The sequence below is a fragment of the Ruegeria sp. SAZA006 genome, assembly GCF_059613465.1.
Genome location: NZ_JBXWSO010000010.1, coordinates 416,932 through 439,191, shown reverse-complemented (window position 1 = coordinate 439,191; position 22,260 = coordinate 416,932). Strand labels below are relative to the sequence as shown.

Annotated in this window: 24 protein-coding genes and 1 pseudogene; 18 read left to right on the top strand and 7 right to left on the bottom strand. The window is 60.6% G+C overall.

The features are described from left to right. From AC2FNZ_RS11550 to nqrF, 5 genes are read left to right on the top strand one after another with little or no spacing between them, the layout of a single operon-like run. Positions 1–1,209, top strand: a complete 1,209-nt coding sequence (locus AC2FNZ_RS11550) for an NADH:ubiquinone reductase (Na(+)-transporting) subunit B (protein WP_496840726.1) — start codon at positions 1–3, stop codon at positions 1,207–1,209. Then, entirely contained in the window at positions 1,202–2,017 is an 816-nt protein-coding gene (locus tag AC2FNZ_RS11545) for a Na(+)-translocating NADH-quinone reductase subunit C (protein ID WP_496840725.1), read from the top strand. The genes AC2FNZ_RS11550 and AC2FNZ_RS11545 overlap by 8 nt, the downstream gene beginning before the upstream one ends. Beyond that, positions 2,017–2,670 carry an NADH:ubiquinone reductase (Na(+)-transporting) subunit D gene (locus AC2FNZ_RS11540; RefSeq protein ID WP_170341481.1) on the top strand — a complete coding sequence of 218 codons (654 nt, stop codon included), beginning with the start codon at positions 2,017–2,019 and terminating at the stop codon, positions 2,668–2,670. Before AC2FNZ_RS11545 ends, AC2FNZ_RS11540 begins: the two co-directional genes overlap by 1 nt. Continuing rightward, a complete protein-coding gene (gene nqrE / locus AC2FNZ_RS11535) occupies positions 2,670–3,278 on the top strand; it encodes an NADH:ubiquinone reductase (Na(+)-transporting) subunit E (RefSeq protein WP_050603817.1) in 609 nt (202 codons plus the stop codon). Before AC2FNZ_RS11540 ends, nqrE begins: the two co-directional genes overlap by 1 nt. 12 nt (positions 3,279–3,290) lie before the next feature. Further along, positions 3,291–4,511: an NADH:ubiquinone reductase (Na(+)-transporting) subunit F gene (nqrF, locus tag AC2FNZ_RS11530; RefSeq protein WP_496840724.1), complete on the top strand. Its 1,221-nt coding sequence runs from the start codon at positions 3,291–3,293 to the stop codon at positions 4,509–4,511. 388 nt (positions 4,512–4,899) lie between these two features. Here nqrF and AC2FNZ_RS11525 read toward each other — a convergent pair whose 3' ends face one another. The 5 genes from AC2FNZ_RS11525 to AC2FNZ_RS11505 form a co-directional block, all read right to left on the bottom strand. After that, positions 4,900–5,142 (bottom strand): hypothetical protein, encoded by a 243-nt coding sequence (locus AC2FNZ_RS11525; RefSeq protein WP_496840723.1) that lies wholly within the window; start codon positions 5,140–5,142, stop codon positions 4,900–4,902. A gap of 39 nt (positions 5,143–5,181) precedes the next feature. Then, the gene (tviB, locus tag AC2FNZ_RS11520) at positions 5,182–6,465 is read right to left on the bottom strand and encodes a Vi polysaccharide biosynthesis UDP-N-acetylglucosamine C-6 dehydrogenase TviB (RefSeq protein ID WP_496840722.1); all 1,284 of its coding nucleotides are present in this window, start codon (positions 6,463–6,465) and stop codon (positions 5,182–5,184) included. 22 nt (positions 6,466–6,487) lie between these two features. Further along, the gene (locus AC2FNZ_RS11515) at positions 6,488–7,501 is read right to left on the bottom strand and encodes a GDP-mannose 4,6-dehydratase (protein ID WP_496840721.1); all 1,014 of its coding nucleotides are present in this window, start codon (positions 7,499–7,501) and stop codon (positions 6,488–6,490) included. A gap of 113 nt (positions 7,502–7,614) precedes the next feature. Next, positions 7,615–7,959, bottom strand: coding sequence for a hypothetical protein (locus AC2FNZ_RS11510; protein ID WP_496840750.1), 345 nt, complete (start codon positions 7,957–7,959; stop codon positions 7,615–7,617). 134 nt (positions 7,960–8,093) lie between these two features. Beyond that, on the bottom strand, positions 8,094–8,813 hold the full coding sequence (locus AC2FNZ_RS11505; RefSeq protein WP_496840720.1) for a polysaccharide biosynthesis/export family protein: 720 nt from the start codon (positions 8,811–8,813) through the stop codon (positions 8,094–8,096). Between the two features lie 345 nt (positions 8,814–9,158). Between AC2FNZ_RS11505 and AC2FNZ_RS11500 the strand changes: the two genes are divergently transcribed. The 6 genes and pseudogenes from AC2FNZ_RS11500 (at position 9,159) to AC2FNZ_RS11475 (ending at position 12,692) form a co-directional block, all read left to right on the top strand. Next, complete coding sequence (locus AC2FNZ_RS11500; RefSeq protein ID WP_496840719.1) at positions 9,159–9,959, top strand: metallophosphoesterase family protein; 801 nt, start codon at positions 9,159–9,161, stop codon at positions 9,957–9,959. A gap of 116 nt (positions 9,960–10,075) precedes the next feature. Next, positions 10,076–10,597 carry a sugar transferase gene (locus tag AC2FNZ_RS11495; RefSeq protein WP_496840718.1) on the top strand — a complete coding sequence of 174 codons (522 nt, stop codon included), beginning with the start codon at positions 10,076–10,078 and terminating at the stop codon, positions 10,595–10,597. A gap of 216 nt (positions 10,598–10,813) precedes the next feature. Continuing rightward, positions 10,814–11,077: pseudogene (locus AC2FNZ_RS11490) on the top strand (Wzz/FepE/Etk N-terminal domain-containing protein); the annotation flags it as partial. Between the two features lie 322 nt (positions 11,078–11,399). Then, positions 11,400–11,816, top strand: a complete 417-nt coding sequence (locus AC2FNZ_RS11485; RefSeq protein WP_496840751.1) for a hypothetical protein — start codon at positions 11,400–11,402, stop codon at positions 11,814–11,816. Beyond that, entirely contained in the window at positions 11,813–12,403 is a 591-nt protein-coding gene (locus AC2FNZ_RS11480; protein ID WP_496840717.1) for a GNVR domain-containing protein, read from the top strand. Before AC2FNZ_RS11485 ends, AC2FNZ_RS11480 begins: the two co-directional genes overlap by 4 nt. A 7-nt stretch (positions 12,404–12,410) precedes the next feature. After that, complete coding sequence (locus AC2FNZ_RS11475; protein WP_093963356.1) at positions 12,411–12,692, top strand: P-loop NTPase family protein; 282 nt, start codon at positions 12,411–12,413, stop codon at positions 12,690–12,692. A gap of 4 nt (positions 12,693–12,696) precedes the next feature. Here AC2FNZ_RS11475 and AC2FNZ_RS11470 read toward each other — a convergent pair whose 3' ends face one another. Next, on the bottom strand, positions 12,697–13,221 hold the full coding sequence (locus AC2FNZ_RS11470) for a CBS domain-containing protein (protein ID WP_170341478.1): 525 nt from the start codon (positions 13,219–13,221) through the stop codon (positions 12,697–12,699). Between the two features lie 125 nt (positions 13,222–13,346). On the opposite strand from AC2FNZ_RS11470, the gene AC2FNZ_RS11465 reads away from it, so the two are divergent. The 7 genes from AC2FNZ_RS11465 (at position 13,347) to AC2FNZ_RS11435 (ending at position 20,646) form a co-directional block, all read left to right on the top strand. Then, positions 13,347–13,532, top strand: coding sequence for a hypothetical protein (locus AC2FNZ_RS11465; RefSeq protein ID WP_170341480.1), 186 nt, complete (start codon positions 13,347–13,349; stop codon positions 13,530–13,532). A gap of 66 nt (positions 13,533–13,598) precedes the next feature. Further along, positions 13,599–14,624 (top strand): FAD:protein FMN transferase, encoded by a 1,026-nt coding sequence (locus AC2FNZ_RS11460; protein WP_496840716.1) that lies wholly within the window; start codon positions 13,599–13,601, stop codon positions 14,622–14,624. Between the two features lie 15 nt (positions 14,625–14,639). Further along, positions 14,640–14,885, top strand: a complete 246-nt coding sequence (gene nqrM, locus AC2FNZ_RS11455) for a (Na+)-NQR maturation NqrM (RefSeq protein WP_093963352.1) — start codon at positions 14,640–14,642, stop codon at positions 14,883–14,885. Continuing rightward, positions 14,886–16,553 (top strand): alkaline phosphatase family protein, encoded by a 1,668-nt coding sequence (locus tag AC2FNZ_RS11450; RefSeq protein ID WP_496840715.1) that lies wholly within the window; start codon positions 14,886–14,888, stop codon positions 16,551–16,553. It begins immediately after the preceding gene. Between the two features lie 92 nt (positions 16,554–16,645). Further along, positions 16,646–18,163: a 2,3-bisphosphoglycerate-independent phosphoglycerate mutase gene (gpmI, locus tag AC2FNZ_RS11445; protein WP_496840714.1), complete on the top strand. Its 1,518-nt coding sequence runs from the start codon at positions 16,646–16,648 to the stop codon at positions 18,161–18,163. After that, entirely contained in the window at positions 18,160–19,293 is a 1,134-nt protein-coding gene (locus AC2FNZ_RS11440; protein WP_170457468.1) for a murein hydrolase activator EnvC family protein, read from the top strand. Before gpmI ends, AC2FNZ_RS11440 begins: the two co-directional genes overlap by 4 nt. A 6-nt stretch (positions 19,294–19,299) precedes the next feature. After that, a complete protein-coding gene (locus AC2FNZ_RS11435) occupies positions 19,300–20,646 on the top strand; it encodes a S41 family peptidase (protein ID WP_093963348.1) in 1,347 nt (448 codons plus the stop codon). Positions 20,647–20,700: 54 nt separating this feature from the next. Here the strand turns inward: AC2FNZ_RS11435 and AC2FNZ_RS11430 are convergent, their stop codons facing one another. After that, positions 20,701–22,227 (bottom strand): MFS transporter, encoded by a 1,527-nt coding sequence (locus AC2FNZ_RS11430; RefSeq protein WP_093963347.1) that lies wholly within the window; start codon positions 22,225–22,227, stop codon positions 20,701–20,703. Positions 22,228–22,260: the final 33 nt, after the last annotated feature.

Sequence of the window (22,260 nt, the reverse complement as noted above, 5' to 3'; positions counted from 1 at the left end):
ATGGGTTTGCGCAACTTCTTTGACCGGATCGAGCCGAACTTCACCAAGGGCGGCAAGTACGAGAAGTTCTTCCCCATCTACGAGATGGTGGAAAGCTTCATCTACACTCCGAAAACCGTAACATCCGTGGCGCCGCACGCGCGGTCCTACGTGGATATGAAGCGGATCATGACCTATGTTGTGATCGCCACCATCCCCTGCATCCTGTGGGGCATGTACAATACCGGCTTCCAGGCCAACTCGGCCATCGCGACGCTGGGCCCGGAGTCGGCGACCGGGTGGCGCATCGCCATCCTGCAGGCCCTGGGCGTTTCTCTGGATCCCTCCAGCATCTTTGCCAACGTGATGCACGGGCTGATGTATTTCCTGCCGATCTATATCGTGACACTGGTCGCGGGCGGCACCTTCGAGGTTATCTTTGCCACCGTGCGCGGGCATGAAGTGAACGAGGGCTTTCTCGTCACCTCGATGCTGTACACGCTGATCATGCCGGCCACCGCGCCGTTGTGGCAGGTGGCGCTGGGGATCATCTTTGGTGTGGTCATCGGCAAGGAAGTGTTCGGGGGCACCGGTAAGAACTTCCTCAACCCCGCGCTGGTGGGGCGCGCCTTCCTGTATTTCGCTTATCCCGCATCCATGTCGGGCGACGCGGTCTGGACCCCGGTCGACGGTTTTTCCGGCGCGACCGCGCTGGCCGTTTCAGCCGCCGACGGCTACCAGGCGCTGGCGGCCGAGGGCATCACATGGTGGAACGCCTTCTTCGGCTCGATCCAGGGCAGCTTTGGTGAGACATCGACCCTGGCCTGCATGGTCGGGCTGGCCTTCCTGCTGATGACCAAGATTGCCAACTACCGCCTGATCGTGGGCTGTCTGGCAGGGACCATCGGCTTTACCCTGCTGCTGAACCTGATCGGATCGGACACCAACCCGATGTTCGCGATGCCGTGGTACTGGCACGTCGTGCTGGGCGGTTACGCGTTCGGTCTGGCCTTCATGGTGACCGAGCCGGTCTCGGCCAGCCACACCAACATGGGCCGCTATATCTATGGCGCGCTGATCGGGGTCATGGTCGTGATGATCCGGGTGGTGAACCCGGCCTTCCCAGAAGGCATGATGCTGGCCATCCTGTTCGGCAACGTCTTTGCGCCGCTGATCGACCATTTCGTCGTTCAGGCAAACATCAAACGGAGGGCGCGTCGCCATGTCTGATACGCAATCCCCTGAACCCAAAGGCGCCATCGCCCGGTTCCTGGCGGCCTCGCCGGACTCGGTGGGCAAGACGATCTTCATCGCGGTCGCCGTGTGCCTCGTGGCCTCGATGATCGTGTCGGCTGCCGCGGTCAGCCTTCGCCCGGTGCAAGAGGCCAACAAGCTCAAGGACAAGCAGATCAACGTTCTGCAGGTCGCGGGCGTTTATGAGCCGGGCATCGACGTGGCCGAGGCTTTTGCCGCTTTCGAACCGCATGTGCTGGAACTGGCGACGGGTGAGTTCGTCGACGATCAGTTCGACCCGGCCACGTTCGACGACATTGCCGCCGCCAGTGACCCCGAGTTGAGCGAGCCGCTTGCCGACGACCCTGCCGGCATCGGCCGCAAGGCGAAATACCGCGTGATCTACCTGCTGCGCGACGAAAACGGCACGCTGGACAAGGTGATCCTGCCGGTCCACGGTTATGGGCTGTGGTCCACGCTCTATGGCTTCATCGCGCTCGAAGCGAATGGCAACGACATCTTCGGGCTGCAATTCTATCAGCACGGGGAAACGCCGGGCCTGGGGGCCGAGGTGGACAACCCGCGTTGGAAAGCCCTCTGGAGCGGCAAGAAGCTGCGCGACGATACGGGTGATCTCCAGATCACGGTCGCCAAAACCATGCCCGCCGCAGGGCCTGACTTCTATATCGATGCGCTGGCCGGCGCGACCCTGACTACGGTCGGCGTCGATAACCTGGTGAAATTCTGGATGGGGGACGCGGGCTATGCTCCGTTCCTGGCCAAGCTGCAAGCAGGAGAGATCTGATGTCACAGACCAAGAAAGATCTGCTGGTCGACCCGCTTGTCGACAACAACCCGATCACGCTGCAGGTGTTGGGCATCTGCTCGGCGCTGGCGGTAACTTCTTCGCTGCAAGTGGCCTTCGTGATGTCGCTGGCGGTGATGTTCGTGACGGCGTTTTCGTCCTTTTTCATCTCATGCCTGCGCAACCAGATCCCCGGCTCGATCCGGATCATCGTGCAGATGGTCATCATCGCGTCGCTGGTGATCCTGGTCGACCAGATCCTCAAGGCCTATGCGTTTGAGATTTCGAAAACGCTGTCGGTCTTCGTGGGCCTCATCATCACCAACTGCATCGTGATGGGTCGGGCCGAAGCCTTTGCCATGAAGAACCCGCCAGTGGCGTCCTTCATCGACGGCTTGGGCAACGGCATGGGTTATGGCCTTATCCTTATGCTGGTCGGCGTCATCCGCGAGCTGTTCGGCTCGGGCTCGTTGTTCGGGGTGACCATCCTGGAAACCGTGAACAACGGTGGCTGGTACGTCCCCAACGGCTTGCTGCTGCTGCCGCCGTCGGCCTTTTTCATCATCGGCCTGATCATCTGGGCCTTCCGTACGTGGAAGCCGAACCAGGTCGAGGAACGTGAATACAAGATCCAGCAGGTAGAGGCGCACTGATGGAAGGTCTCATCTCACTGGCCGTAAAGGCCATCTTCGTCGAAAACCTCGCGCTCAGTTTTTTCCTGGGCATGTGTACCTTCATCGCCGTGTCGAAAAAAATCTCGACGGCGCTGGGGCTTGGGATCTCGGTCATGGTCGTGCAGGCCATCACCGTTCCGGCCAACAACCTGTTGCTGAACTACCTGCTAAAGCCGGGTGCGCTGGCGTGGGCCGGGTTCCCGGATGTGGACCTGACCTTTCTCGGCCTGATTTCATATATCGGCGTGATCGCTGCGATGGTGCAGATCCTCGAGATGGTTTTGGACAAGTATTTCCCGCCGCTCTACAACGCGCTGGGGATCTTCCTGCCGCTGATCACGGTGAACTGCGCCATCCTGGGCGGCTCGCTGTTCATGGTCGAACGCGACTACAACTTTGCCGAGGCCGCGACCTATGGCCTGTCCTCAGGCTTTGGTTGGGCGCTGGCGATCACCGCCATGGCGGGCGTGCGCGAAAAACTGAAATATTCCGACATTCCGGACGGGCTGCAGGGCCTCGGCATCACCTTCATCACCGCAGGTCTGATGGCGATGGCCTTCATGTCCTTCTCGGGCGTCAAACTGTAAAGGGGCAGGGGCATGGAAACTTTCTCGCTCGGCGTTGTCCTTTTCACCCTGATCGTTCTGGCCCTGGTCGCGCTGATCATGGCGGCCCGGTCTCGGCTGGTTTCATCGGGCAACGTCAACATCACCATCAACGGTGAGAAAACCATCTCGGTTCCTGCCGGCGGCAAGCTGCTGCAGACGCTGGCAGCCGAAAAGCTGTTCGTTCCGTCGGCCTGCGGCGGCGGCGGTACCTGCGCGCAATGCCGGGTGCGTGTACTGGAGGGCGGCGGGTCGATCCTGCCGACCGAAGAAAGCCACATCACCAAGCGCGAGGCCACTTGTGGAGACCGCCTGTCGTGCCAGGTGGCCGTCAAGCAGGACATGAAGATCGAAGTTCCCGAAGAGGTCTTTGGCGTCAAGAAATGGGAATGCACCGTCCGGTCGAATGACAACGTTGCGACCTTCATCAAGGAACTGGTGCTGGAACTTCCCGAGGGCGAGGATGTGAATTTCCGCGCTGGCGGATACATCCAGATCGCCGCCCCGGCGCACAAGGTCGACTACAGCGATTTCGACGTCGCCGAGGAATACCGTGAGGATTGGGACAAGTTCAATCTGTGGCAGTACAAATCCACGGTTACCGAACCGATCGAGCGCGCCTATTCGATGGCCAACTACCCCAACGAAAAAGGCATCATCATGCTCAACGTGCGGATCGCCTCGCCCCCGCCGGGGTCCGAAGGCATTCCGCCCGGGCAGATGTCGTCCTACATCTTCAACCTGAAGCCGGGTGACAAAGTCACGATCTCGGGTCCGTTCGGGGAATTCTTCGCACGCGAGACCGACAAAGAGATGGTGTTCGTCGGTGGCGGCGCGGGCATGGCCCCGATGCGCAGCCACATCTTCGACCAGCTCAAGCGTCTGAACACCAAACGCAAAATCACCTTCTGGTACGGTGCCCGGTCGCGCCGCGAGATGTTCTATCTTGAAGATTTCGACCAGCTGGCCGCCGAGAACGAAAACTTCGAGTGGCACGTTGCTTTGTCCGACCCGCAACCGGGCGACGATTGGGATGGCTACACAGGGTTCATCCACAACGTGCTGTTCGAGGAATACCTCAAGAACCACCCGGCGCCCGAAGACTGCGAATTCTACATGTGCGGTCCGCCAATCATGAACCAGTCAGTCATCAACATGCTGCTGGATCTGGGTGTTGATCGCGAAGACATCATGCTGGACGACTTTGGTGGCTAAGAAAAAACCGGCGCAAGATTGCGCCGGTTTCATTTTGTAACATCAAGACCCAGAACGCTGCGTATTGCCGTCGGTGGGTCAACGCGGTTGACCCGCATGTAGCGTTCCACCAACGCCAACGTCCGGTCGACACGACGACGATACCATAGACCCTGCAGTCGGTGAAACCGCCGCCCTTGACGGCTGTCCAAAAATCCCAGCCAGATCACGTATCGCAACAGGAAATAGGCCCCGGCCCTGAGCCCACCCGACGAGAACGTGCTGCATTCCCCATCGCAATCAGCGCAGTGGTCGCGGCGCCATTCAGCGCTGACACAAAAGCAAGGACGCATAGCACCGCGGACCACGCACCGGCGGCCTGCAGGTACTTTTTGCAGACGCAGCTTCGCTAGGCCGCCAACGACCGCCGACGCTCGGCCAGTGCGTGCAATCGGGTAATGGCGTGGTTAAGGCCACCGAAAACGGCCACCTGCCCAAAGCTGAAGACCGTCAAGGCCAAAGCCAAGTGCGCATAAACCGACGGCTCCAACAGGCCGGTCTGCACCCGGACCAGCGCCAGCCCGCCGGTCAGAAGACTGAACTGGCCGGCGGCACCCCACAGGGCCTCGGACCTTGCGGACAGAGGTTGCACAGTCAGAGAGTGTCTCTCATGTCAGTGTGCTGGCGCGGGTCAGAGCCTCAGATCACTGGCGCTGCGCGGCAGGCAGGATTTGACGTCGAACAGGACATTCCGGACCTTTCCAAACGCGCGGATTTCGGCCGGATCCATCTCAAGATATGCGTCATGGGCAACCGCAAGGACGATACCGTCATAGGTGCCGGGCTTGGGGTGCTCCAGCAGGTCGATCCCATATTCGTCACGTGCGGCTTGCGGGTCGGCATGGGGATCGTGCACGTCTACGATCACGCCGTAGCTCTGCAACTCGTGAACGATGTCCACGACCCGGGTGTTTCGCAGATCAGGGCAGTTTTCCTTGAAGGTCAGCCCCATGACCAGGACCCGGGCGTCCGTCATCTCGATCCGCTCGCGGATCATCCGCTTGACCAACTGGGCCACGACATATGCGCCCATTCCATCATTCAGGCGCCGCCCTGCCAGAATGACCTGGGGATGATGGCCAACGGCCTCGGCCTTGTGGGTCAGGTAGTAGGGGTCGACCCCGATGCAATGCCCACCGACAAGGCCGGGGCGGAAGGGCAGGAAATTCCATTTGGTGCCCGCCGCGCGCAGCACGGCATCGGTGTCGATGCAGAGGCGGCCAAAGATCATGGCAAGTTCGTTCACCAGGGCGATATTCAGATCGCGCTGTGTGTTCTCGATCACCTTCGCAGCCTCGGCCACGCGGATGCTTTCGGCCTTGTGCGTTCCCGCCCTGATGATCCGCGCATAGAGCGCGTCCACCAGATCGGCGGCCTTAGGCGTCGATCCGGACGTCACCTTGCAGATATCGGCGATGCGATGCGCCTTGTCGCCGGGATTGATCCTTTCAGGACTGTACCCGGCAAAGAAATCCACGTTGAAACGCAAGCCGGATTCCCGCTCGAGGATCGGGACGCAGTCTTCCTCGGTCGCGCCGGGGTAGACGGTTGATTCATAGATGACCAAGTCACCAGGCTTCAACACCCGTCCAACCGTTTCAGAGGCGCGCATCAATGGTGCAAGGTCTGGCTGTTTTTGTGCTGTGATCGGTGTGGGCACCGTCACGATATACGTGTCACAGTCCGCCAGATCAGCGGGGTCAGTGGTAAATATTAGACCCCCGGCGGCGGACAATTCGTCTTCGCTGACCTCATGCGTGGCGTCCTTGCCCTGGCGCAACGCGTCGATGCGCGTGGGATTGATGTCAAAGCCCAGAACCGGTCCGATCTTGCCAAAGGCAGCGGCCAGCGGCAGGCCGACATAGCCCAGACCGATCACGGCGATCCGGCGGGAATTGGGGTTTGTATCAAGCATACGTCAGGTCCGGGTCAGTAGATCATTTGTCGTGGTATTCGCGGAACCATTCGACAAACTGAGCAATTCCATCCTTGAAATCGGTCTGCGGACGATACCCGGTCAGGCGTTGCAGCAGGTCGGTATTGGCCCATGTCGCCGGAACATCACCCATCTGCATGGGCATGTAATTCCGGATCGCCTTCTTGCCCACGGCTTCCTCGATTGCTTCGACGAAATCCATCAGACGCACCTTGTCACCATTTCCGATGTTGACCACGCGAAAGGGCGCGACCGGCGACAAGCTGTCACCCTCCTCGATATCCTCCGGGCTGTCCGGACGGACGGGGACCGCATCGATCAACAACCGGATCCCGCGCACCAGGTCGTTCACATTGGTGAAGTCGCGATACATTTCGCCGTGGTTGTAGATGTCGATCGGGCGCCCATCCAGAATTGCATCGACAAACTTGTACAGGGCCAGGTCCGGACGGCCCCAGGTGCCGTATACGGTGAAGAACCGAAACATGGTCGTGGGCAGATCCCAGAGATGGGCATAGGAATGGCCCATCGCTTCGTTCGCCTTCTTGGTGGCAGAATAGATCGTCAATTGGGTGTCGGCCTTTTCCACCTCGGTAAAGGGCATGTCTTCGTTTGCCCCGTACACCGAAGAGGTAGAGGCCATGAGCAGGTGCCCGACCTTGTGCTGACGGGCCACCTCCATCACGTTGAACGTACCCACAACGTTTGAATCGATATAGCTGCGCGGGTGTTCAAGGCTGTAACGCACACCCGCCTGAGCGGCGAGGTGAACGATAACCTCGGGCTGGAATTCGTCTGCAACCTGCATGAGGCGTTCGTGGTTTTCCAACAGATCCTCGGTTGCCGAGAAGCCGGGCGTCTGCAACAGCATCTGATGGCGGCGCTGTTTGAGAGTGACGTCGTAGTAATCCGTCATCCCGTCATAGCCATGGACCTGAAACCCTTCGGACAAAAGCAGCTTGGCCAGGTGGAACCCGATGAAGCCCGCAGTGCCCGTAATCAATACCCGTTGCATGAAACCCTCGAACGCAAATCAACAATCCCGACCATCAGGGACCCTTTCGACCCGCCAAGGTCAAGGGGATTATCGGTCGGTGGAGCCTCATATCCGATGCAGGGCAGGGCGCGTCAACCATTTGCCGCGTCCAGCCCCGCATTGACCCGCGAGGGCAGGAATTGATCCAGCGCCCGACCCCAGGTCGTGATCGGCTGTTCCTGGATGAAGACAATATCGTTGGGGCGCAGTTCCATACGGGCCGCGATCGACAATGCCGCGGGATTGCGCGCATCGAGGTGCCAGGCAGTGAACGCACCGATTTCCTCAGGTTTGGGAGAGGCACGCAGTACATAGATTTGCGACGCGTCTGCCGTTCTGGTGCTGTAACCGCCTTCGCCGAACAAAGCGTCGGCCAGGCTCAGGTGCCGGCCGTAGGGCAGGGGAACCCGAGCGTTCTTGCGGAACTCTCCCCCCAGATAGACATAGTCGAGCTGTTCGGCACCCAGTTGGCTGCGAACCGTGAATTTGTCACGTAACTCCGTCAGTTCGGCGCTGCGCAGATCGACCTCCTGCTAAAGTTCGGCCAAGGCGGCCCCCCGAGCCTGCCGGTTCAGGCTGATGACGTCGATCTGATCGCGATAAATCGCAAGAGCCGGTCCAGGTCATAGCTGGTATCGGCAAACACGGCGTCCCCGTTCAAAAGGACCAGTTGCCGGAAGTCCGGTCGGGCCAGGTAGTTTCGCAACGGAATCTTATACAAATCCCCACTACGGTAGATGCGGATCGTGCCCAGCTCTCGATCCCGGGTCGTCAGGCCTCCGGCCGCGGCAATCGCCTGACCGAGTGTCAAGGGAGTGACGGTCAGCGGCACCACGACCGGCGTTGCAACCAGCCCGCCTACTGCGACGTGTTTCGAGTTGTACACCACCACCTCCAGCGACACGGTCGTTTCCGCCTCACTTATCGTTCGGCCGGCGACTTGAACCCGACCGGCGTCGGGGATCGAGATCGTGCCGTCATCGCGCACGGTGAAGGTATCCCGCTGAGCACCCGCGCCAGCAAATTCGGCAACCCGTGCGGGGCGTTTGATCGCCACTACATCACCCGGTCCTAGGTGGTAAGGTGGAGCCTTCACTCGCGGAGGCGCGCGCAACTCAAGCGGCTCGGGGGTGAAATCCGGAACGGCAGGACCATCCGGCAGCGCAGCCAATCGGGAGTGGGCCGGCCCGGTGCTTGCGGTTTCATAGAAGGACTGCGGCAGACTGCGTGGCCGATAGGGCGTCGTCACCGACCAGCCATAGGCGCTCGCCTGCTCTGATCTGCGTCGCAAAAGACCGCCCCGGTTGAACCGTGTGACCCAAAGCCGCTTCCAATTCAGGGATGGCATCGTCGGTGGCGATTTCAAAGCGGATCGATGCACCATCCACGTTGCTGAGAAGAATGTCCTGGTCCGCGGCCGCAGCGTGGCGGTTTTCGACAGACCACTGCGCGGCGGGTTTTTAGGTCATCGAAGCCGTGGAAAGCTCCTGTTGTTTGTCGGCGGCCACTCTAGTGCCGAGGACCCTTGCGTTGCCCGCCCGCCTCAATAACCTGTTGTTCACATCTACGGCGGTGGCGTCAGCCGGCCCTGTCCACCATTGCTGCCGGGGCCACAGCGCGATAGGGAACAGGTCTGATGATAGGATCGTGGATCAGAAAACTCAGGCGGGGCACCGGCGAGCCTGAGCAGGAATCGCTGCTGGAGACCCTGGCACCCGATCGGCGGTTCTATGTCGTTGGTGACATACACGGGCGGCTGGACCTGTTGCAGCAACTGCTGACCCGGCTCGATCCAGTCATTCCTCTGGTATTTGTAGGGGACTATGTCGACCGTGGGGATTACAGTTCTCAGGTTTTGCATCACCTGCGGCATCTTTCGGAAAACGGCGAGCGTGAAGTGATTTGTCTGCTGGGCAATCACGAAGAGATGCTGCTTCGATTTATCGAGGAGCCAAAGCGGACCAGTCGCTTGTGGCTGGGAAACGGTGGGCTTCAGACACTCGCGTCGTTCGGCCTGACGGGAATAACCGAAGCGACACTGGGCGAAGATGCTGTCCAAATCTCGCATCAGTTGCGGTCTGTGATCGGCGACCCTGTTCTGACTTGGCTCGAAAACCGGCCACTGACCTGGTCAAGCGGGAATGTCTCGATCGTTCACGCGGCCCTTGATCCGGCTTTGCCAATCGATGACCAACCGCGCCATGTCTGTTTGTGGGGGCACCCCAATTTCCCGTCCACCGCTCGAACGGATGGCCAATGGGTCGTGCACGGGCATACCATCGTCCCAGATCCAAAGGTCAGTGGGCGGGTGATTTCGATCGATACTGGCGCCTTTGCGACCGGTCGGCTCACGGCGGCAGACATCAGCCCGGGCATCGTCAATTTCGTATCAACCAGCCCCAAGAATGAAGCCTCGGACACTGCCGGTCGAGCGTGACGGCCATAGTCAAAATATGATCTCGTAATACTCTATTAACGTAAACTCGGCATTTACCCTTCCGCAGCGAAACTCCCGCTGAGCCTACGCGACACCAGACGCTCAGGAGGGGATGGATGAGTATCGATTTTGTTGGTTCCCAGACCACTTTTTCCGGTATTGCCGCGCCGCGCGTAAGTCTGACATTCAGTGTCACCAAACGCTTCATGGATGTTGCTGTTTCTCTGGCCCTATTGCCACTTGTGGCGGGTTGTGCAGTTCTGTTGCTGGTCATGAACCCCATTCTGAACCGAGGGCGCTTGTTTTTCTTCCAGATCCGAATGGGCAGAGGAGGAAGAGCGTTCGTCGCCTACAAATTCCGTTCAATTAAGCCCGGGCACGGTGAGATCAGGGGACCCTATGGCCCGGTCGAAACGTCGTGTATCACGCCCCTGGGTCGCGCCCTGCGCCGATCCCGGATTGATGAGCTTCCGCAAGTCATCAACGTGCTGCTTGGTGACATGAGCTTGATCGGTCCCCGCCCGGATTGCATCCACCACGCGCGGTTTTATTTGCGAGATGTGCCCGATTACCGCGCCCGGCTTGGCGTCCGCCCCGAAATCACCGGCTATGCCCAGACCGAAGTCGGTTACGCATAAAACCCAAAAGATATTCAGAAAAAAGTTTGGGCCGACCACTACTACATCAATAATCCGAGCCTTGATTTTGAATTTTGGATTGTTCGGCGGACGCTGCAGGCGGTTGCCGGATTCAAGGGCAATTGACGCTGAGCGACGTTGTCAGAACGCAAGCACTTGCAAAGGCCTAACAAGACTGACGAAAAACCTCATGGCGCGAACAGGCGCGAGGAAACCGTGGGCGGTTTGAACCTTCTGGCCTTTGTCCGGCTGTGTTGGGCGCACAGATACACAATCGCCGCCTGCGCGGGTCGCGGCCTTTTGCTGGGATTTGGGATCTCGACCTTTGCGATGAAACCCCGCTTCCGGTCCGAAACGACGCTGGTTCTGACACGCCCTGCGGGCTATTTCGACGTGCCGTCGCAGGCCATGACGGGGCTAGGCGGAGACATCTCCGCCATCAATACTCAAGTCGAAATCCTTGCCTCTGCTCGTATGATGCACAATTTGGCTTTGGAGTTGAACCTCCAGAATGATCCCGAGTTCAATCCAGCCATCCTCGCATCGCGTTGGACCGTACCTTGGCAAAAACCGGCGGACCGGTCGGACAGCGAAGCCCTGGGCATTGTCGTGGAAAACGTCACACAGGCGATATCTATCAAGAACGTCCGGAACTCAGATGTTATCCGGATCAGCACAACAACCAATGACCCTCAGAAGTCGGCTGAGATTGCGGATACCTTGGCCCAGCTTTTTTGTTCGGGATCAGATCAACGCAAAAGCCGAAAGACCGACCGGAACTGTTTCATGGTTGTCGGACCGGGTGGCCGGGCTGGAGCAGGAAATCGCCCGGCAGGAGGACGCCATCAAGGTCCTGCGGTCGCAATCCTCGGCCGCCAACCCCGAAGCAGTGGCCGCGCAGCTTTCGGAAACCCGAACAACGTTGGCCAATCTGCAGAGCCGTCTTCAAGAGCTTGACCAACTGGACCAGACACTTGTTGACTTGGACCCCGAACACTTCAGAGGCGAGGTTCCTGAAATCATTCATGATCGCATTCTCAGAAGCCTTTCAAGGCAGGTCGCCACGGGAGGCGCAGCCGCTAGGATAGCTCTCGCCGAACGTGTTTCAGAATTGATCGCCCAGAATGCCCGCGAACGCGCCGAACTCGATCACCAGTCCCGAACCCTGTCTCAACTGCTCACGACACTTGAGTTGGAATATGAAAAGAAGCCGGTGTGACGGCCGAATTACGCCAGTTCGAACGCGACGCCCGCGCAACCCAGTTGCTGCACGAAACCTTTCTTTCCAGACAGAAGAAAGCCGCCGTCCAACAGGGCCCACAAACGCCGGACAGTCGCATAATTTCGACAGCCACTCCGGGCAAACAAGTTGCACCGCGTTCTGGTCTGATCATGTTTCTTGGGGTGATCGCCGGGGCGGCCTTGGGGCTGGGCATCGTTCTTGTCCGACAAATCCGGCAATCCGCGGTTCCGACTGGGGCCGATCTGGAGATGGGCACCAGCGTACCGGTTCTGGGCCATTTGCCATTGGCGCCGATCCGCCAGCGCAGTCAGTTGGTCGGGTACCTGTCCACAAATCCGACGTCACCGCTCTCGGAGGCGGCCAGAAACCTGCGAACGTCGCTGCTGTCGCCATATGCGGACGCCCCACCGCGGGTCATTCTGTGCTCATCTTTGGTACCGGATGAGGGTAAGACCACGATGTCGATTGCCCTCGCGCAAAGCCTCGCGGGGCTCGGTCGATGTTCTGATGGGCGAGCGCAGCACACGCAGCTCCGCGGTTATTTTTTCGTCTTCGCGCTTTAATGACCTCATGACGGGGTTGCGGGCAGATTACGACAATATTCTGATCGACGGCCCACCGGTACTTGCTGTTCCTGACGCCCGGGTAATCGGGCAGGCCTGTGACGCGATCCTTCTGTCGGTTGCACCGGCCATCACGTCCCGCGCCCAGTTGGCACAAGCGCTGCGCGAGTTTTCCAGCGTGAACTTGCAGGTCACCGGGCTGGTCATGTCGGACCTGGGGTCTGCCCGAAAACAGACCAAGGCATGCGGGCAGGCCTATGGGGCCTATGCCCGTTGCTACAACGTGTGACTATCTAGCCGACGATCATCTGCTTCATGCGAAGGGCTTCGTATTCCAGCTCTTTCAGCCGGAAATGCACGACATCTCCGATGGTGATCATGCCGCAAAGCTTGCCGTCGCGAAGAACCGGCATGTGGCGGAAACGCCCCTCGGTCATCGTCCTCAGCACGTCCATCAGCAGGTCGTCCGGCGCGCAGGTCCGCACATCGCGTGTCATCAGCGCCTCGACCGATTGTGGCAGCGTCTGACCCGGAGTATCCGCCATGCGGCGAACGATATCCCGCTCGGACAGGATCCCCTGCAGTGCGCCGTTCTGATCGGTGACGACAACCGCCCCGATGCGTTTCTCCTTTAGAATTTCGACCACCGAATGGATGGTGTCATTCGGCCGAACCGAAAACACCGCATCACCTTTTCCTTCCAGCAATTTGGCGACAGTGGTCTGAGTATGTGACAAATTCGACTCGGCGGATTGGCTGTAAGTGCTTGACCCGGCCTTGTCGCCACGTGTCGGGGGCTGGTAAGAGCTTGGGGCCATGGGCGGTCTCCTCCTTCAACGCTACAGGCTGTCCTCACCACCTTATCGCAGCAGAGAAACCTGTATAGGGTGCAAATTCAAAAACCGGCGCAACCGCGCCGGGTCGCAAGGAAAAACCGGACCCCGTGACCCAACTCCATCTGTCTCCTGCGGTTGCCGCCCTGATCTTCCTTCTGGTCGTGATCTGCGGACATAATTTTCGCAAACTGTGGAAAGAACAGCCCCCGGGTTGGCAGAAACGCGCGTGGCTGTTTGGTGTGCCCGCTGCGGCCGGGCTGCTGGTCCTGGGCTTCCTGCCGCTGGCGCCTTGACGCAGGTTTGACTCTGGGTGGGGCCGCTGGCATATGCCGGGCAACACTTTTCCAGGAGATCGCCCTATGCGCCGACTGCTTGCTCTGGCCCTGCCGCTTGTTGTTTCTGGCTGTCTGTTCGACGAGGAGCCCGAGATTGTCCGTCTGTCCGGCGAAACCATGGGCACGACCTATCACATCACCGCAATCGGCGAGGATCTGGACGAGGCTGCTCTGTCCGCCTCCGTGGAGGAAACGCTGGCGCAGGTGAATGCCAAGATGTCCAACTGGGACCCGAATTCCGAAGTCTCGGTCTTTTCCGCCTCGGCCAGCACCGACCCGATGCCGGTGTCGAAAGAGTTCGCCTATGTGATCGCGGCGGCCAACCAGGTGCACGACCAAAGCGGCGGCGTGTTCGACGTGACCCTTGGCCCGTTGATCGAGCTGTGGGGCTTCGGCCCGCGCAAGCCCGAAGACCCGGTGCCGTCGGATGCCGAGATCGCGGCGGCGCTGGAACAGGTGGGGCAGGCGCGCCTGTTGACGCTGGATGCGCAGGCCGGGACGCTGGCCAAGGCGCAGCCGGGCGTGGGGATCAACCTGTCGGCCATCGCCAAGGGGTACGGGATCGACGCTGTGGCTGAGACGCTGCGTGAGGCCGGCATCGAGAACTACATGGTCGAGATCGGCGGCGATCTGGTGGCCCGTGGTCAGAACGATAAGGGCGAGGCCTGGCGCATCGGCATCGAAAAGCCCGAAACCGGGTCGCAGACCGTGCAGTTCATCGTACCGCTGGACAACCGCGGCATGGCGACCTCGGGCGATTACAAGAACTTTTTCGAACAGGACGGGGTGCGGTATTCGCATATCATCGACCCGACCACCGGACGCCCGATCACTCATCGGACGACCTCGAGTACGGTTCTGGCTGAAAATGCGATGCTGGCCGATGCCTGGGCCACCGCGATGCTAGCACTGGGGCAGGAGCGGGGGCTGAAACTGGCCGATCAGCTGGGTTTGGCGGTGTTTTTCATCTCGAGGGATGTGACAGGCGGCGAAGATGCCTATATCACGGTACAAAGCAGCGCGTTCAAGGATGCGCTGGGATCGAACTGAAGGGCGGGCCGGCCGATGAGCACCTTTATCCTCGCGTTTGTTCTACTGCTGATCATCATGGTCGGCATGTCGCTGGGCGTGATGCTGATGGGCAAGACCATCAAGGGCAGCTGCGGCGGGCTGAACGCGATCTCGGGCGCCGACAAATGCGTGGTTTGCCAAAAGGACGTGGACCCCAACAGCCCCCTGCGTGACAAGCTGCAATGCAAGCGCGCCCGCCGGATGGTGGAACAGATGGAAAGCCAGGGCGCGCAGCACTGAATGGCCAAGGCCCGCAACATCCTGTTCATCATGTTCGACCAGCTGCGCTGGGATTACCTGAGCTGTTACGGGCATCCACATCTGCACACGCCCAATATCGACCGGCTGGCCGCGCGCGGCGTGCGGTTCACGCGGGCCTATATCCAGTCGCCGATCTGCGGCAGTTCGCGCATGTCCACCTATACCGGGCGCTATGTGCAGTCGCACGGCGCCTCGTGGAACGGCATCCCGCTGAAGGTGGGTGAGCTGACCATGGGCGACCACCTGCGCAAGGCGGGGATGGACTGCTGGCTGGTCGGCAAGACCCATATGCGCGCCGACGCCGAAGGCATGGCCCGGCTGGGCCTGGAACCCGACAGCCTGATCGGCGCGCGCGTGGCCGAATGCGGTTTCGACGTGTACGAGCGCGACGACGGGATGCGTCCCGAAGGCCCCGACGGGTTCTATGACCCTGATGGAGCTAGGGCCTACAACGAGTGGTTGGCCGACAAGGGCTATGACGGCGACAACCCCTGGCACGACTTTGCCAATTCCGGACTGGACGAGGACGGCAACGTGCTGTCCGGCTGGTTCCTTAAGAACGCGCCGCAGGCCGCGAACATCGCCGAAGAGGACAGCGAGACCCCCTATCTGACCACGCGCGGCATGGAATTCATGGAAACCCATGACGGCCCATGGTGCTGCCACCTGAGCTACATCAAGCCGCACTGGCCCTATATCGTCCCCGAGCCCTATGCCTCGATGTACGGGCCCGAGCATGTTCTGCCGCCCAACCGGTCCGAGACCGAGCGGGCCGAGGCGCACCCCGTGCTGAGCGCCTTCATGCACACCAAGATCGGTCAGACCTTCTGGCGGCAGGATGTACGCGCGGCGGTGATTCCCGCCTATATGGGCCTGATCAAGCAGGCCGACGACCAGATCGGGCGACTGCTGGACTGGATGGAGCAGACCGGCCGCATGGACGACACGATGATCGTGCTGACCTCGGACCATGGCGATTTCCTGGGCGATCACTGGATGGGCGAAAAGACGTTCTTCCACGACGCTTCGACCAAGGTGCCGCTTATCATCTACGACCCGTCCGAACAGGCCGATGCCACGCGCGGCACCACCTGCGACGCGCTGGTCGAGTCGATCGACCTGGCCCCCACTTTCGTCGAGGTCGCGGGCGGTGCGGTGCCCGACCATATCCTGGAAGGCCACTCGCTGCTGCCGATCCTGCACGGGCAGGCGGACGAGACCCCGCGCAAATTCGTGATCTGCGAATACGACTATTCGGCCTCGCCCATCGCGGAAACGCTGGGCGTGTCGGTGCGTGATGCGGCGATGTTCATGGTGGCCACGAAAAAATGGAAGCTGATCCATTGCGAAGGCGGGTTCCGTCCGATCCTGTTCGATCTGGAAAACGACCCCGACGAGCTGACCGATCTGGGCGACAGCGCGGCCCATGCGGATGTGATCGCGCAAATGTACGACCACCTGTTCGACTGGGCCCGGCGTCCGTCGCAGCGCACCACCCGCTCGGCGACCGAACTGGTCGAGATGCGCACCAAAAGTCGCGGCAAGGGCGTGATCCTGGGCGCCTATGACGAAAGCGACGCGCCGCCCGAACTGACGGTCAAGTATCGCGGCCGCAAGGCCCGGCCCTGGCAGCAGATCAGGAAATAGCCCGACGCGGGGCGCATCGCCGCAAAAGGCGGTTCACGATGCGGCGGGCAGGGGATAGAAGAACGGACAAGAGCAGTTACCGGAGACCCGACATGAGCGCACCCAAACCCGTCGTCCTGTGTATCCTTGATGGTTGGGGCCTGTCCGACGACACGCAGGCCAACGCGCCCTATCTGGCCCACACGCCCACATTCGACGCGATCATGACCAAGGGTCCGCACGCGCGGTTGATCACGCACGGCCCTGATGTGGGCCTGCCCAGCGGCCAGATGGGTAATTCCGAGGTCGGGCACACCAATATCGGGGCCGGGCGGGTCGTGGCCATGGATCTGGGCCAGATCGATCTTGCAATCGAAGACGGCTCGTTCTTCGAAAACGCTGCGCTGCAGGGCTTTGTCGCCAAGGTGAAGGCGGCGGGTGGGACCGCGCATCTGATGGGGTTGGTCTCGGATGGCGGGGTGCATGGGCACCTGAACCATATCGTCGCCGCAGCAAAAGCGATCACCGATGCAGGCGTGCCGGTGGCACTGCACGCCATCACCGACGGGCGCGACGTGGCCCCGAAATCGGCGCTGGAGTTCCTGGCCGAACTGGAGCGCCTCCTGCCCGCGAACGCGCGCGTCGTCACCGTCTCGGGGCGGTACTATGCCATGGACCGCGACAACCGGTGGGAACGGGTCGGCCGCGCCTACGACGCGATCATCAGAGGTGAGGGCGCGCCGGCTGATACCGCAAGCGCCGCGATTCAGGCCGCCTACGACCGGGGCGAAACGGACGAGTTCATCGCGCCCACAGTTCTGCCCGGCTACGACGGCGTCCGCGACGGTGACGGCTTCTTCTGCCTCAACTTCCGCGCCGACCGCGCCCGCGAAATCCTGCGCGCCATCGGCGAACCGGGATTTGCCGAATTCGACACCGGCCCGCGCCCGCACCTGTCGGGCCTTCTGGGCATGGTGGAATATTCCGACGGCCACAACGACTACATGACGACCGTATTCCCCAAGCGCGAGCTCGTGAACACGCTAGGCGAATGGGTGGCCAAGCAGGGCCTGCGCCAGTTCCGTCTGGCAGAAACCGAGAAATACCCCCATGTCACGTTTTTTCTGAACGGCGGGAAGGAAACGCCCGAGCCCGGCGAGGATCGCTATATGGCCCCGTCGCCCAAGGTGGCGACCTATGACCTGCAGCCCGAGATGTCGGCCGCCGAGGTCACCGACAAGTTCGTCGAGGCGATCGATGCCGGTTATGACCTGATCGTCACCAACTATGCCAACCCCGACATGGTGGGCCATTCCGGTGACCTGCAGGCCGCAATCAAGGCTTGCGAGGCCGTTGATCAAGGCCTGGCCCGTGTGGTCGCCGCGCTTGAAAAGGCGGGCGGGGCCATGATCGTGACCGCCGATCACGGCAATTGCGAAACCATGATCGACCCCGAAACCGGCGGCCCGCATACCGCCCACACGCTAAACCCGGTGCCCGTGGCGCTAGTTGGCGGACCCGACGGCGCAACCCTGCGCGAAGGTCGCCTGTCCGATCTGGCGCCTACGGTGCTGAACCTGATGGGCCTGCCCAAGCCTCCGGAAATGACGGGTCAGAGCCTGCTGTCATGAGGTTGCGCGCGCTTCTTCTGGCGGCCCTGATGGCGGGGCAGGCGGCCCGGGCCGCGCCGGACCCCGCGCAGGCGGCGCTGGAGGCGGCCCAGATGCTGGAACAGGCCTCGATCGCCCTGACCGAGGCCGAAACCGCCCGCGACCGCGTGCGTGCCCTGACCGAGACGATTCAGGCCTATGAGGCCGGACTGGCCGCCATGCGCGACGGGCTGCGCCGGGCGGCTTTGCGCGAAAGCCAGCTGACCGCCGAGCTGAACGCGCGGGAACGTGAAATCCGCCAGTTGCTGGGCGTGCTGCAAACCATCGAAACCACGGCGCCACCGGTCCTGATGCTGCACCCGGCCGGACCGCTGGGGGCGGCGCGCACCGGGATGATGCTGTCCGAAGTCACGCCTGGCCTGAACACCAGGGCCCAGGCGCTGGCTCGGGATCTGGACGAGGTGCAGACCCTGCGCCGATTGCAACAAAGCGCTGCGGACACTCTGACCGAAGGGTTGGAAGGCGTGCAGAATGCTAGGACGAAGCTGAGCGAGGCCATAGCGGATCGTACCGACCTGCCGCGCCGTTTCATCGAAGACCCGGTGCGGACAGCCATCCTGATCTCATCGACGGAGACTCTGGATGGGTTCGCCAGTGGTTTGTCTGAGATATCGGATGGTGAAATCATAGCCTCGAACGCGGATGTGTCCCAACTGAAAGGACAGATTCCGCTGCCGACCCAAGGCGTCATACTCCATCGTTCCGGCGAAACGGATGCCGCCGGGGTCACGCGTCCGGGCCTTGTACTGGGAACCAGACCACGTGCATTGGTGCTGTCGCCGACAGCGGCCACGATCCGATACAGAGGGCCGCTTCTGGACCTTGGAAACCTTGTGATCCTGGAACCGCAGCCGGGTTTGCTTTTTGTCTTCTCCGGCCTTCAGGAGGTGTATGGGGACCCCGGTCAAGTGATCCCCGAAGGAACGCCAGTGGGCCTGATGCCCGGTCAAACACCAGAAATCGGCGCGATTTTGTCAACAAGCGGTGATGGCACTGGAACTGATCGTCCAGAAACGCTCTATATAGAGGTAAGAGAGAACAATAGCCCCGTGGATCCGGAATCATGGTTCCGGACAGACAAGGATGGATAGACGAGTATGAAGAGATTTGTGATGGCCGGTCTGGCCGGCACCGTGGCAGGGATTATTGCGACTACTCAGATCGCCGGGCCACTGCTGGCGCAAGAGGCCGAAAACAAGGCCGGAGTCTATGAACAACTTGACCTGTTCGGAGACATCTTCGAACGGATCCGCGCCCAGTATGTCGAGGAAGTCGCCCCTGAAGAGCTGATCGAGGCTGCGATCGACGGCATGTTGACGTCTCTGGATCCGCATTCAAGCTATCTTTCCCCGGACGACGCCGAGCAGATGCGCGTTCAGACGCGCGGTGAATTCGGTGGGCTGGGCATCGAGGTCACCCAAGAGGATGGCTTCGTCAAAGTCGTATCGCCAATTGACGGAACGCCTGCGGACGAAGCGGGCATCGAGGCCGGCGATTTCATTACCCATGTGGACGGCGAGAGCATCCTGGGCCTGACGCTGGACAAGGCAGTCGACCTGATGCGTGGCCCGGTCGGCTCGGAAATCGTGATCACCGTCGTGCGGGAAGGCGAACCAGACCCATTCGATGTGACCATCATCCGCGACACGATCAAACTGACCGCCGTTCGCGCCCGAACCGAAGGCGCCAGCGTGGTGCTGCGTGTGACCACCTTCAACGATCAGACCTTCCCGAACCTGAAAGAGGGGATGGAAAAGCAGATCGCCGAAGCTGGCGGCATCGACAAGGTGAATGGCTTTGTTCTGGACCTGCGCAACAACCCCGGCGGGCTGTTGACCCAAGCCATCAAGGTATCGGACGCATTCCTGAACGAGGGCGAGATCGTCTCGACCCGTGGGCGCAATCCCGAAGATGGTGAACGTTTCAACGCAACCCCGGGTGATCTTGCCCAGGGCAAGCCGATCGTAGTGCTGATCAACGGCGGATCGGCGTCGGCATCCGAAATTGTTGCAGGTGCATTGAAGGATCACCACCGCGCCATCGTCGTCGGCACAAAGAGCTTCGGCAAAGGATCGGTTCAGACCGTGATGCCGCTGCGTGGCGATGGGGCGATGCGTCTGACCACCTCGCGGTATTACACGCCGTCGGGCCGGTCGATCCAGGCTTTGGGTGTCAGCCCCGACATCATCGTGGAACAGCCCCGCGTCCGCCCCGAGGCGGAGGAAGAGGAAGAAAGCAACGCTCGCACCCGGTCCGAGGCCGACCTGCGGGGCAGCCTGAACAATGACAGCTTGACCGAGGATGAAATCCGCCAGATCGAGGAAGACCGCACCAAAGCGGAAGAAACCGCCGAACTGCGCAACGAAGACTACCAGTTGGCCTATGCGATCGACATTCTCAAGGGCCTGTCCGCCTTCAATCCGACAGAGCGGGCATCGCAGTAAGCTGCGCAAACAATGACCGAAGGGCCGCGGTTTTCCGCGGCCTTTTCTTTTGTTTCAGCTCTCGATTTTGTGCAGTTTCTTTTCGTCCAGCATCAGCGCCAGAACCAGGCCAATCGACACCGACAGAGTTGAAAAGACAAAAGCCATGTCCATCCCGCTGTCAAAGGCCATCGACAACGCGGATTTGATCTTTTCGGCCTCGGGCGCGCTGAATTTCTGCATGACAGCCTGCGCGGTCTTGGTCGTCAACGTACCGCCATTGATGGCTTTTTGATCGGCCTGGGACATGTCGATGCCGGCCTTGGCAAGGTGTTCGCGGAAGCGGGACAGACTGACCATGTACATGATGGCCGTCGCGCAGGCGACCGAAATGGCGCCATAGACCAAGTGCACCATGAAGCTCAGACCGCCAACCAGGCCTGCACGTTCAGGCTTGACGGCGCAAACGGCGGCGGTGCCCGACGGGCCAACCGTCAGTGTCGCTCCCAACCCGATCAGAGCCATCCCCGGAAGAATTTGGAAATACCCCAGCCCGGCCGGCATCACGACGACACTGGCCGCGCCTATCGTAGCGCAGAGATACCCCCAGAACAGCAGGCGCTTGGGTCCGAAATCATTATACAAAGTGCCTGACACGATCGACCCGACCGCCAAAAGAACAGTCAGCGGTGCTAGGCCCAGAGCGGATTCGAATACCGACCAGCCCAGAACCTTTTGCATATACTGCGGAAAATAAAGCAATCCCACAAAGGCCGCCGAGACGTTGAACATGTTCAGCCCCAAGGTGATGCGAAATTGCGGATTTTGCATCATCTGCGGCAGCAAAAGCGGTTCTTTCACCCGTTTTTCCACGCGTGGGAACAACAGAAACAGCGACGCGCTGAGGAAAAACAGAAACATCAGCGGAACGGACAGCCAGCCCCAGTCCGATCCGACATCCAGCGCGTACAGCAGCAGCAGGACAGCAAAAGAAAGGACACCCATTCCGGCAAAGTCGATGTGCTCGCCTGTCCTGTGGGTCTTGTCACGCTGCATCAGCAGGACTGCCGTGGCCATCGAGATGCACGAGAAGACGACATTTGCCAGAAAGAACAGGCGCCAATCCCCAAGGTTGACGACAAACCCGCTGATCATCGGACCAAATACATTGCCCGTCGTGACACCGGCAAGGATCAAACCCATGACCATGGCACGGTGTTCCTCACGGGATACCCTTGTGGCCCCGAAGGCCAGCGTGCACGGCCACACGCATCCCGCGCCGATACCCTGAAGCGCGCGTGCGCCGATCAGGAAATCAAGACTGGGAGATACGAAACACATGACCGAGGCGAATAGAAACAGCGACAATCCGATGATCATGATCTTGCGATGACCGTACATGTCGCCCAGCCGGCCGCCTGCGACCATCGTCATGGCGAAGAACAGCGCATAGATGTTCAATACCCACTGAGTACTGGTGATATCGGCATCAAACGAGTTTTCGATCGCCGGAACCAGCATCAGCGCACCGGTGAAGTCTATGCCGATGCCAAACGCCGTTACCATCAGCGCTATGACCTTGATAATGCTGTCACGTTCCATCCGGCCCCCAGAGTTTCCTTGGTGGCTCAATCA